Annotated in this window: 9 protein-coding genes and 1 tRNA gene; 6 read left to right on the forward strand and 4 right to left on the reverse strand. The window is 70.6% G+C overall.

Going from position 1 to position 8,880, the window contains the following annotated elements; all coding sequences use genetic code 11:
* Window positions 1–123: 123 nt before the first annotated feature.
* On the reverse strand, window positions 124–1,521 hold the full coding sequence (locus JS521_RS26200) for a GntP family permease (RefSeq protein WP_030799751.1): 1,398 nt from the start codon (window positions 1,519–1,521) through the stop codon (window positions 124–126).
* A gap of 11 nt (window positions 1,522–1,532) precedes the next feature.
* Entirely contained in the window at window positions 1,533–2,042 is a 510-nt protein-coding gene (locus JS521_RS26205) for a gluconokinase (RefSeq protein WP_205085440.1), read from the reverse strand.
* A 150-nt stretch (window positions 2,043–2,192) separates the two neighbouring features.
* Here JS521_RS26205 and JS521_RS26210 point away from each other — a divergent pair, with 150 nt between their 5' ends.
* The 3 genes from JS521_RS26210 to JS521_RS26220 all read left to right on the forward strand — a co-directional run bounded on the left by JS521_RS26210 (window position 2,193) and on the right by JS521_RS26220 (window position 4,679).
* Window positions 2,193–2,894, forward strand: a complete 702-nt coding sequence (locus tag JS521_RS26210) for a FadR/GntR family transcriptional regulator (RefSeq protein WP_205085441.1) — start codon at window positions 2,193–2,195, stop codon at window positions 2,892–2,894.
* Window positions 2,895–2,964: 70 nt separating this feature from the next.
* Window positions 2,965–4,050, forward strand: a complete 1,086-nt coding sequence (locus JS521_RS26215; RefSeq protein ID WP_205085442.1) for an S-(hydroxymethyl)mycothiol dehydrogenase — start codon at window positions 2,965–2,967, stop codon at window positions 4,048–4,050.
* Window positions 4,050–4,679, forward strand: a complete 630-nt coding sequence (locus tag JS521_RS26220; RefSeq protein ID WP_205085443.1) for an MBL fold metallo-hydrolase — start codon at window positions 4,050–4,052, stop codon at window positions 4,677–4,679. The genes JS521_RS26215 and JS521_RS26220 overlap by 1 nt, the downstream gene beginning before the upstream one ends.
* 12 nt (window positions 4,680–4,691) lie before the next feature.
* On the opposite strand, the gene JS521_RS26225 is transcribed toward JS521_RS26220, so the two are convergent.
* Both JS521_RS26225 and JS521_RS26230 read right to left on the reverse strand, forming a co-directional pair.
* Complete coding sequence (locus JS521_RS26225; protein ID WP_205085444.1) at window positions 4,692–5,630, reverse strand: RluA family pseudouridine synthase; 939 nt, start codon at window positions 5,628–5,630, stop codon at window positions 4,692–4,694.
* A 62-nt stretch (window positions 5,631–5,692) separates the two neighbouring features.
* A tRNA-Leu gene (locus tag JS521_RS26230) sits at window positions 5,693–5,780 on the reverse strand.
* Between the two features lie 184 nt (window positions 5,781–5,964).
* Between JS521_RS26230 and JS521_RS26235 the strand changes: the two genes are divergently transcribed.
* The 3 genes from JS521_RS26235 to JS521_RS26245 all read left to right on the forward strand — a co-directional run bounded on the left by JS521_RS26235 (window position 5,965) and on the right by JS521_RS26245 (window position 8,652).
* On the forward strand, window positions 5,965–7,299 hold the full coding sequence (locus JS521_RS26235; RefSeq protein WP_205085445.1) for a M20/M25/M40 family metallo-hydrolase: 1,335 nt from the start codon (window positions 5,965–5,967) through the stop codon (window positions 7,297–7,299).
* A gap of 164 nt (window positions 7,300–7,463) precedes the next feature.
* On the forward strand, window positions 7,464–7,697 hold the full coding sequence (chpH, locus tag JS521_RS26240) for a chaplin ChpH (protein WP_006123411.1): 234 nt from the start codon (window positions 7,464–7,466) through the stop codon (window positions 7,695–7,697).
* A gap of 139 nt (window positions 7,698–7,836) precedes the next feature.
* Window positions 7,837–8,652, forward strand: coding sequence for a chaplin (locus tag JS521_RS26245; RefSeq protein ID WP_205085446.1), 816 nt, complete (start codon window positions 7,837–7,839; stop codon window positions 8,650–8,652).
* Window positions 8,653–8,880 lie beyond the last annotated feature (228 nt).

Here is an 8,880-nt window from a genome sequence, read left to right on the forward strand (position 1 = left end):
GCGCCCCGCCGCTCACCCCCCCCCGTCCGCGCGCGGTGCCCCCGCGCGCGGTCGTTCCGCCCCCCCCCCCCCGGGGGGCCGGGGGGGGGCGGGCGTCCGTCGTTCATGGCCGTACGGAACCGGCTACAGCAACAGCGACAGCAGCAGGATGAACGCCATGGCGACGACGGAGATGATCGTCTCCATCACCGACCAGGTCTTGATCGTCTGGCCGACGTTCATGCCGAAGTACTCCTTCACCAGCCAGAACCCGGCGTCGTTCACATGGCTGAAGAAGAGCGAACCGGCACCGACGGCCAGCACCAGCAGCGCCGCGTGCGAGGTCGACATGTCGGCGGCCAGCGGGGCGACCAGACCGGCGGCCGAGATCGTGGCGACCGTGGCCGAGCCGGTGGCGAGGCGGATCGCGACGGCGATGAGCCAGCCCAGCAGCAGGGCGGGGATCGACCAGTTCTCGGAGAAGTCCAGGATCATCTGGCCCACTCCGGCGTCGATCAGGGTCTGCTTGAAGCCGCCGCCCGCGCCGACGATGAGCAGGATCCCGGCGATCGGGGCGAGGGACTTCTCCACGGTGCCGGCGATCCGGTCCTTGGTGAACCCGGCGGCCCGGCCGAGCGTGAACATCCCGACCAGGACGGCCGCGAGCAGGGCGATCAGCGGCGAACCGATGACCATGGTGACCTTCTGGAGGCCGTTCTCCGGGTTGTCGACCACGATCTCGACGAGCGCGTTCAGCAGCATCAGGACGACCGGCAGCAGGATCGTCGCCAGGGTGGCGCCGAAGCTCGGACGGCGTTCCAGGTCCTCGGAGGGGCGCTGCGGGATCATGTTCTCCGGCGGCTTGATGTCCACCCAGCGCGCGGCGTAACGGGAGAAGACCGGACCGGCGATGATCACCGTCGGGATGGCGACCAGCACACCGAGCGCCAGCGTCACACCGAGGTTGGCGTCCAGGGCGTCGATCGCCACCAGCGGGCCCGGGTGCGGCGGGATCAGCCCGTGCATCACCGAGAGCCCGGCGAGCGCGGGGATGCCGATCCGCATCAGGGAGTAGTTGCCGCGCTTGGCGACGAGCAGGACGACCGGGATCATCAGCACGATCCCGACCTCGAAGAACAGCGGCAGCCCGATGATCGAGGCGATGAGGACCATCGCCCAGGGCATGGCCCGGCCACTCGCCTTCGCCAGGATGGTGTCGACGACCTGGTCGGCCCCGCCGGAGTCGGCGAGCAGCTTGCCGAGGATCGCGCCGAGCGCGATCAGGACGCCCACGCCCGAGACGGTGGAGCCGAGGCCCGCGGTGAAGCTGAGGATCGTGTCGCCCGGGGCGGCTCCGGCGAAGGAGCCGAGCGCCAGCGAACCGATGGTCAGCGCCAGGAACGCGTGCATCTTGAGCTTGGTGATGAGGAGAACGATGACGGCGATACCCGCCAGGACGGCGATGCCCAACTGAGCATTGCCTGCCGAGGTGATCGGTTCGGCGGCGTCCGCTGCCAGCATCTCGACGCTGAGACTGGTCACGGTGATGGTCCTTAGTCTTCGAGCCGGCGCAGCGCGGCGACGGCTCGCTGGGTGATTTCCTCGGGGGTGCCGGACACGTCGACACTCACTCCGGCCTCGTCGGCCTGGAGCGGCTGGAGCGTCGCGAACTGCGAGTCGAGCAGCGCGGTGGGCATGAAGTGACCCTTGCGGTCCGCCATCCGCTCCTCGATCAGCGCCCGGTCACCGGTCAGATGCAGAAAGAGGGCGTTCGGCGCCCCGTCCCGCAGCCGGTCCCGGTAGACCCGCTTGAGCGCGGAGCTGGAGACGACCCCGCCGAGCCCCGCCCGCCCGTGCGCCCATTCACCGATGGCGTCCAGCCAGGGCCAGCGGTCGTCGTCGTCCAGGGGGGTGCCGGCCGACATCTTGGCGATGTTCGCCGGGGGATGGAAGTCGTCTCCCTCGGCGTACGGAACGCCGAGTTCGGCGGCGAGCAGGGGACCGATCGTGGTCTTGCCGGTTCCTGCTACGCCCATCACCACGACGACGTGGGGGGTGCTCATGCGGGGTGCGGTGCTCATGGGGGTGTCTCGCTGTCTTCTTCGACATCGGTCCGTCGCGCTACTGAAACCTATTAGGTACGACTTATTCAAGAGCCTGTGACGTAAACGTCGTACTTATTATTCCTGTGGACCGCCCCGTAGGCTTGACTCATGACCACACAGAGCCAGGGGCTGCATACACATGTGCTGGACACCCTGGGTCTGGAGATCTCGTCCGGCCAGTGCCCGCCCGGCAGCGTCCTGCGCACCGACGAGCTGGCCCAGCGCTTCGACGTCTCCCGTACGGTGATCCGCGAAGTGGTCCGGGTCCTGGAATCGATGCACCTGGTCGAGTCCCGCCGCCGCGTCGGTGTGACGGTCCGCCCCACCGAGACCTGGAACGTCTACGACCCCCAGGTCATCCGCTGGCGCCTGGCCGGCGCCGACCGCCCCCGCCAGCTGCGCTCCCTCACCGTGCTGCGCTCCGCGATCGAGCCGGTCGCGGCGGGTCTCGCCGCCCGCCACGCCACCGCCGAGCAGTGCGCCGAGCTCACCGAACGCGCCCTCGGCATGGTCGCCACCTCACGCGGCCAGCAGCTGGAGGGCTACCTCGAACACGACATCGCCTTCCACCGCATCGTCCTCAACGCCTCCGGCAACGAGATGTTCGCCCGTCTCGGGGACGTCGTCGCCGAGGTCCTGGCGGGCCGCACCCACCACCAGGTGATGTTCGAGGACCCCGACCCGGCCGCCGTCACCCTGCACGTCCGGCTAGCCGAAGCGGTCCGCGAGGGCGACCCGGACGCCGCCGAACGGATCACCAAGGAGATCGCGGTCGGCGCCCTGCACGAACTGGACGTCCTCGCCCCGTAGCAGGTCTCCCAAGGCGTACGGTGGTCCGCGATCGATCTTCGCGAAGCGCGGGAGCAGGGAGAGCACGGTTATGGCACAGCAGGTGCAAGCGGTCATCGCACCGGGCAAGAACGAGCCGGTCAGGGTCGAGACGATCGTGATCCCGGACCCCGGCCCCGGTGAGGCCGTCGTGAAGATCCAGGCGTGCGGCGTCTGCCACACCGACCTGCACTACAAGCAGGGCGGCATCAACGACGAGTTCCCCTTCCTCCTCGGCCACGAGGCCGCGGGCGTCGTGGAGTCGGTCGGCGAAGGCGTCACGGACGTCGCCCCCGGCGACTTCGTCATCCTCAACTGGCGCGCGGTGTGCGGCCAGTGCCGTGCCTGTCTGCGCGGCCGCCCCTGGTACTGCTTCGACACCCACAACGCCAAGCAGAAGATGACGCTGCTCGACGGTACGGAGCTGTCCCCCGCCCTCGGCATCGGCGCGTTCGCCGAGAAGACCCTCGTCGCCTCCGGCCAGTGCACCAAGGTCGACCCCGAAGTGGCCCCCGAGGTCGCCGGACTCCTCGGCTGCGGCGTCATGGCGGGCATCGGCGCCGCCATCAACACCGGCCAGGTCGGCCGGGGCGACTCGGTAGCCGTCATCGGCTGCGGCGGCGTCGGCGACGCGGCGATCGCCGGATCCCGGCTGGCCGGCGCGGCGAAGATCATCGCGGTCGACATCGACGACCGCAAGCTGGAGACGGCGAAGAAGATGGGCGCCACCCACACCGTCAACTCCCGCTCCTCCGACCCCGTCGAGGCCATCCGCGCCCTCACCGACGGCAACGGCGCCGACGTCGTCATCGAGGCCGTCGGCCGCCCGGAGACCTACGAACAGGCCTTCTACGCCCGCGACCTCGCCGGAACGGTCGTCCTCGTCGGCGTCCCCACCCCCGACATGAAGCTCGAACTGCCGCTCCTGGACGTCTTCGGCCGCGGCGGCTCCCTCAAGTCCTCCTGGTACGGCGACTGCCTGCCCTCCCGCGACTTCCCGATGCTCGTCGACCTCCACCAGCAGGGCCGGCTCGACCTCGCCGCCTTCGTCACCGAGACCATCGGGCTCGGCGACATCGAGCAGGCCTTCGCCCGCATGCACGACGGCGACGTCCTCCGCTCGGTGGTGGTGTTCTGATGACCGTTCGCATCGACCACCTGGTCACCTCCGGCACCTTCGCCCTCGACGGCGGCGAATGGGACGTCGACAACAACGTCTGGATCGTCGGCGACGACACCGAGGCGATCGTCATCGACGCCGCCCACGACGCCGCCGCCATCGAGGCCGCACTCGGCGGCCGTACGCTGCGCGCCATCGTCTGCACCCACGCGCACAACGACCACATCGACGCCGCCCCCGCCCTCGCGGCGGCCACCGACGCCCCGATCCTGCTCCACCCGGACGACCTGCCGCTCTGGCTCCAGACCCACCCGGAGCACACCCCGGACGGCGCTCTCACCGACGGCCAGGAACTCACCGTGGCGGGCACCACGCTCACGGTCCTGCACACCCCGGGCCACGCCCCCGGCGCGGTCTGCCTGTACGCCCCCGAGCTGGGCACCGTCTTCACCGGCGACACCCTCTTCCAGGGCGGCCCCGGCGCCACCGGCCGGTCCTTCTCGTCGTTCCCCACGATCATCGACTCGATCCGGGACCGGCTGCTCACGCTCCCGGGCGACACCAAGGTCCGCACCGGCCACGGCGACCCCACCACCATCGGCGCGGAGGCTCCGCAGCTCGACGAGTGGATCAAGCGCGGCCACTGAGGACCGCGTACGTCACCGGTCCGGCCAGGCGGAGAGCCGCAGCGCGCTCTCGAAGCGACGCGGCTCCCCGCCGACCGGATCGGTGAACTCCAGCACCCGCGCCAGCAGCTGCAACGGCCGTTCCCGGTCCTCCACCGCTCCCTCCGGCACCACCACCGGATACAGCGGATCGTGGACGATCGGCAGCCCCAGGGCGTTCATATGGACCCGCAGCTGATGCGTCCGCCCGGTCGCGGGCAGCAGCCGGTACCGCCCGATCCCGCCCCGGTGCTCCACCAGCTCCACCCGGCTCTCACTGTTCGCCTCGCCCGGCTCCTCGCGGGCGGCGAGCACCCCGCGCTCCTTCACGATCCGGCTGCGTACGGTCCGGGGAAGAGCCACCGAGGGGTCGTACGGGGCTACCGCCTCGTACTCCTTCTTCACCCGGCGGTCCCGGAACAGCGTCTGGTACGCACCCCGGTCCTCGGGCCGCACCACGAACAGCACCAGCCCCGCCGTCAGCCGGTCCAGCCGGTGCGCGGGCTGGAGGGCGGGCAGGTCCAGCTCCCGCCGCAGCCGGGCCACCGCGGTCTCGGTGATGTGCCGCCCCCGGGGCATCGTCGCCAGGAAGTGCGGCTTGTCCGCGACCACGATCCGCTCGTCCCGGTACACCACCCCGACCGGGAACGGCACCGGCTCCTCGGCCGCGAAGTCCCGGTGGAACCAGACGTACCGCCCGGCGGCGTACGGCTCCGAGCCCCGCACGGCGACCCCGTCCGCCCCCACGAACCGACCGGCATCCAGCATCCCGCCCACCCGGTCCGCCCCGATCGCCCCACCGAACCGGTCGACCAGATGCTCCCCGACGGTGGCCCAGATCCGCCCCGGATCCTCCGGAAGCCGTACCCGTACGGCATCGATGCCGTCCCGCTGGGGGAGCGGCGAGGCGGGCGGCTTTCTGCGACCCCGCATGCTCGCCCCTCTCCGTAACCGTCCGACGACGCAAAAGAGCCCCACCGAAGTGGGGCTCCTGCTGGTGTCCGAGGGGGGACTTGAACCCCCACGCCCGATAAAGGGCACTAGCACCTCAAGCTAGCGCGTCTGCCATTCCGCCACCCGGACAAGGTGTCTGTCTCGCGGGCCCGTGCCCGTTCCGACGTGGAAAACCATAGCAAACATTCGAGGGTGCTCGATCACGCCCCGATGGCTGTGAACGGTGTGTGACGGGGGGTGTGCGGCCTTGGGCGTACGCCGTGGGCGCGGGAGGATGAGAAGGAGCACCACAGCGACAGTGGAAGGAACCAGCGTGAGCGAGAGCAGCACGGGCCGGACCGTCACCGGTGGCAACGCCGAGCAGGAGGTCGTCGACCTCTGTCGTGACCTGATCCGGATCGACACCAGCAACTACGGCGACCACTCGGGCCCCGGTGAGCGGCTCGCCGCCGAGTACGTCGCGGAGAAGCTCGCGGAGGTCGGCCTGGAGCCGCAGATCTTCGAGTCGCACAAGGGGCGGGCCTCCACCGTCGCCCGGATCGAGGGCGAGGACCCCTCCCGCCCGGCGCTCCTCATCCACGGGCACACGGACGTCGTCCCCGCCAACGCGGCGGACTGGACGCACGACCCGTTCTCCGGGGAGATCGCGGACGGCTGCGTCTGGGGCCGGGGTGCGGTCGACATGAAGGACATGGACGCGATGACCCTCGCGGTCGTCCGGGAGCGGATGCGCAGCGGCCGCAAGCCCCCGCGCGACATCGTGCTCGCCTTCCTCGCGGACGAGGAGGCCGGCGGTACGTACGGGGCGCGCTACCTCGTCGACAACCACCCCGGACTCTTCGAGGGCGTCACCGAGGCGATCAGCGAGGTCGGCGGCTTCTCCTTCACCGTCAACGAGAACCTGCGGCTGTATCTGGTGGAGACGGCCCAGAAGGGCATGCACTGGATGAAGCTGACCGTGGACGGCACCGCCGGACACGGCTCGATGATCCACAAGGACAACGCCATCACCGAGCTGTCCGAGGCGGTGGGGCGGCTGGGCCGGCACAAGTTCCCGGTGCGGGTCACCAAGACGCTGCGGCACTTCCTGGACGAACTCTCCGACGCGCTCGGCACCGAGCTGGACCCGGAGAACATGGACGAGACGCTCGCCAAGCTCGGCGGCATCGCCAAGCTCATCGGCGCCTCCCTCCAGAACACCGCCAACCCCACCCAGCTCGGCGCGGGCTACAAGGTCAACGTCATCCCGGGCCAGGCGACCGCCCATGTCGACGGCCGGTACCTGCCCGGTTACGAGGAGGAGTTCCTCGCCGACCTGGACCGGATCCTCGGCCCCAACGTCCGGCGCGAGGACGTGCACGCGGACAAGGCCCTGGAGACCACCTTCGACGGGGCCCTGGTGGACGCCATGCAGACCGCGCTGGTCGCCGAGGACCCGATCGCCCGGGCCGTGCCGTACATGCTCTCGGCCGGTACCGACGCCAAGTCGTTCGACGATCTGGGCATCCGGGGCTTCGGCTTCGCCCCGCTGAAGCTGCCGCCGGAGCTGGACTTCGCCGGGATGTTCCACGGTGTCGACGAGCGGGTGCCGGTCGACGGTCTGCAGTTCGGCGTGCGGGTGCTCGACCGGTTCATCGACCACTCCTGACTGCCCCACGACCGATTCGCCATCGGTTCGTCGCCGATTCGGCCACCTGTGCGGACATGTCCGAACGAGTGAAACGAGCCGTTCACACGTAGCCCCGCGAATTCCTCCTCGTTACAAGGTTTGCGGTCCGCGGCTGGGACCGCATTTTCCAACTAGGAGGAATCATGATCAAGAAGGTCGTCGCAGTTGCGGCTGCCACCGGTGGCCTCGTTCTCGCGGGTGCGGGCATGGCTTCCGCCGACGCGGGCGCCCAGGGTGCTGCCATCGGCAGCCCCGGCGTGCTCTCCGGCAACGTCGTCCAGGTTCCGGTCCACGTGCCGGTCAACGTGTGCGGCAACACGGTCTCCGTGATCGGTCTGCTGAACCCCGCCTTCGGCAACACCTGCGTCAACGCCTGACGTTGAACGTCAACCCGTAAGGGTTTGAGCTCGACCGGTCCCGGAGTGCACTCCATGCACTCCGGGACCGTTCGGCATTCGGCTCCCGCACGGTCAAGTCCGGGGGTTTTTCGGAAGCCAGAAGGCAGGAAACGAACCTATGCGACAGGTCACTCGTAAAGGCCTGATCACCATGGCGGCGGCGGGCGGAGTGCTCGCGCTGAGTGGCGGATACGCCCACGCCGACTCCGGAGCGGCGAGCACCGCCTCCGGCTCGCCGGGCGTGCTGTCCGGCAACTCGGTCCAGGTCCCGATCGACATCCCGGTCAACGTCTGCGGAAACTCCGTCAGCGTCGGCGGACTGCTCAACCCCGCCAGCGGAAACGACTGCGGAAACGGATCAGCAGGATCCGACCGGTCCTCGCAGTCCGACCGGTCCGGGGCCGACCGCTCCGGCGGCGCCCAGGACCGCTCGGTCCCCGGCGGTTCGGGGAACGGCTCCCAGGCGGGCGACACCACCGCCTCGGACCGCACCTCCGAGCCCGGCACGGGTCGTCACCGGGCCCCGGACGGCGGCGGCGCCACGGCGGAGGGGATCGCCCAGGGCTCGCCCGGCATCCTCTCCGGCAACTCGATCCAGGCGCCGATCGACATCCCCGTGAACCTCTGCGGGAACAGCGTCACCATCGGCGGACTGCTGAACCCCGTCTTCGGCAACAGCTGCTCCAACGACTCCGAGGTTCCGCCCCCGCCGCCCGAGGAGCCGGAGAAGCCCCCGGTCACCCCGGAGAAGCCGGTCGACCCGCCGGTCGACCAGCCGCCCGAGCCGAACGCCCCCGAGACCCGGAACGTTCCCCGCGAGCAGCTCGCACAGACCGGTGGTGAGGGGCTCGAACTGCTCATCCCGGCCAGCGCGGGCCTGCTGCTCGCCGGTGCGGGATCGGTTCTCTACCGCCGCTCGCGCAGCGCCGCCTGATCCGGGCGCGCACAGCACAGCACAGCACAGCACAGAAAAAGAGAGCGGGGCCCCCCCCGGGGGGGGGCCGCCCGTGAGGCGGCGGGGCGGCCCGCGGGGGGGGGGGGGGGGGGGCCGCCCCCCCCCCCCCCCCCCCCCCCCCCCCCCCCCGGGGGGGCCGACGCCGCCTGGCTCGTCCCCGCCGTACGCGTCGGCGCGGCCGTCGCAGCCCTCGGCTCCCTGCTCGCC

It is taken from the genome of Streptomyces durocortorensis (assembly GCF_016901035.1).
Taxonomy (GTDB): domain Bacteria; phylum Actinomycetota; class Actinomycetes; order Streptomycetales; family Streptomycetaceae; genus Streptomyces; species Streptomyces durocortorensis.

Excerpts from the sequence above, each read along its gene's own strand:
- chpH (WP_006123411.1), top strand. The coding sequence starts at position 7,464 with ATGATCAAGAAGGTCGTCGCAGTTGCGGCTGCCACCGGTGGCCTCGTT.
- JS521_RS26210 (WP_205085441.1), top strand. The coding sequence starts at position 2,193 with ATGACCACACAGAGCCAGGGGCTGCATACACATGTGCTGGACACCCTG.
- JS521_RS26225 (WP_205085444.1), bottom strand. The coding sequence starts at position 5,630 with ATGCGGGGTCGCAGAAAGCCGCCCGCCTCGCCGCTCCCCCAGCGGGAC.
- JS521_RS26220 (WP_205085443.1), top strand. The coding sequence starts at position 4,050 with ATGACCGTTCGCATCGACCACCTGGTCACCTCCGGCACCTTCGCCCTC.
- JS521_RS26245 (WP_205085446.1), top strand. The coding sequence starts at position 7,837 with ATGCGACAGGTCACTCGTAAAGGCCTGATCACCATGGCGGCGGCGGGC.
- JS521_RS26215 (WP_205085442.1), top strand. The coding sequence starts at position 2,965 with ATGGCACAGCAGGTGCAAGCGGTCATCGCACCGGGCAAGAACGAGCCG.
- JS521_RS26205 (WP_205085440.1), bottom strand. The coding sequence starts at position 2,042 with ATGAGCACCCCCCACGTCGTCGTGGTGATGGGCGTAGCAGGAACCGGC.